This window comes from Pseudomonas delhiensis, from assembly GCF_900187975.1.
Taxonomy (GTDB): domain Bacteria; phylum Pseudomonadota; class Gammaproteobacteria; order Pseudomonadales; family Pseudomonadaceae; genus Pseudomonas; species Pseudomonas delhiensis.
Window position 1 is genome coordinate 1 of sequence record NZ_FZPC01000074.1, and the last position, 1,757, is coordinate 1,757.

Annotated in this window: 1 protein-coding gene; it reads left to right on the forward strand. The window is 69.5% G+C overall.

Annotated elements, in window-relative coordinates:
• On the forward strand, positions 1-1,757 hold a 1,757-nt coding region (locus tag CHC02_RS29755; protein WP_141137714.1), incomplete at both ends, for an RHS repeat-associated core domain-containing protein.

Sequence of the window (1,757 nt, forward strand, 5' to 3'; positions counted from 1 at the left end):
GACGCCCAGGGCAACCGCACGGCGCAACGGCTGAAGGACGCCAGCGGCAGCCTGGTGCGCCAGCAGCAGTGGGTGTACGACGAACTCGGCCGGCTGCTGCGCGCGGTCGGCGCCGCCGGCCAGACCCACAGCTACCGCTACGACCTCAACGACAACCCCACCGGCCAGACCAACCCGCGCCAGTACGGCAGCGCCCAGGCGTTCGACGCCCTCGATCGCCTGGTCAGCCATACCGACGCCCTCGACGGCGTCACCGCCCTGGCCTACGACGCCCAGGACAACCTCACCCAGGTCCGCGATCCGCGGGGCGTGACCACTCGCTACCGGTATGACGGCCTGGGCAACCTCACCCAGCGCATCAGCCCCGACAGCGGCACCACCCACTTCGAGTACGACGCCGCCGGCAACATCGTCCGCCAGACCGATGCCCGCGGCGTGGTGGTGGAGTTCAGCTACGACGCCCTGAACCGCCTGACCGAGCGCCGCTACCCGGCCACTCCGGCCTTCGACGTGCGCTACCGGTACGACGACAGCGCCGACGGCAACCACGGCATCGGCCGTCTTACGGCCATCGAGGACGGCAGCGGCCGCCTCGCCTATGGCTACGACGCACGCGGCAACCTGGTGCGGCAGGCGCGCAGCCTGAGCGTCAACGGCAAGGTGCTGGAAGAGGCCCTGAGCTTCCAGTACGACGACGCCGACCGCCTGGTCGCCATCGGCTACCCGTCCGGTTATACCCTCGGCTATCCGCGCAATGCCGGTGGCCAGGCGAGCAGCGTCAGCCTGGCTGTGGGCAATCATGAGCCCACTGCCCTGGCCAGCGGCATCGGCTACCTGCCCTTCGGCCCGCTGCAGCGCCTGACCTGGGCCAACGGCATCAGCCTGGCCCGCGAGTACGACCGGGACTACCGGCTCGTCCGCCAGAACACCGGCCCCTGGCAGAGCGACTACCGGCACGACGCCAACGGCAACATCATCCAACTGGCCCACAGCCTATGGGGAATACTGGACTACCAGTACGACCCCCTGGACCGGCTGACCACCGAGCGCAGTGGCGAGGCCGAGCGCCGCTACGGCTACGACGCCGTGGGCAACCGCACCGGGAAAAGCGTCACGCGCCTGGCCGACGGCCAGGCCCTCGAGGACAGCTACCGCTACGCCGGCGACAGCAACCGCCTCACCGCCCTCAACGGCCACGCGGTGACCAGCGATGCCACCGGCAACCTGCTCCAGGACCGCGCCAGCCGCCTGCTCGGCTACGACGCCCAGGGCCGCCTGGCGAACGTACGGATCGACGGCCAGGAAGTCGCCCAGTACCGCTACAACGCCCACGGCCAACGTGTCGCCAAGCTAACCACCCAGGGCTTCACCACCTACCTCTACGGCCCCGACGGCCAACTGCTCGGCGAAGCCGCCTACGAGAACGGCCAGCTACGCCGCGAACAGCACTACCTGTGGCTCGACAGCCTGCCCCTGGCCACGCTGAGCACGCCCTACGACGCCCAGGGCCACCCGGGCGACACTCGCGTGCTCTACCTGCACAGCGACCACCTGGACACTCCGCGGCTGGCCAGCGACGACGACCAGCGCCTGGTCTGGCAATGGCAATCCGACGCCTTCGGCAACGGCCTGCCCAGCAGCCCGGATAACACCGTGGTCAACCTGCGCTTCCCCGGGCAGTACTACGACGCCGAAAGCGGCCTGCACTACAACTACTTCCGCGATTACGACCCGCAGACCGGGCGGTATGTGGAGAG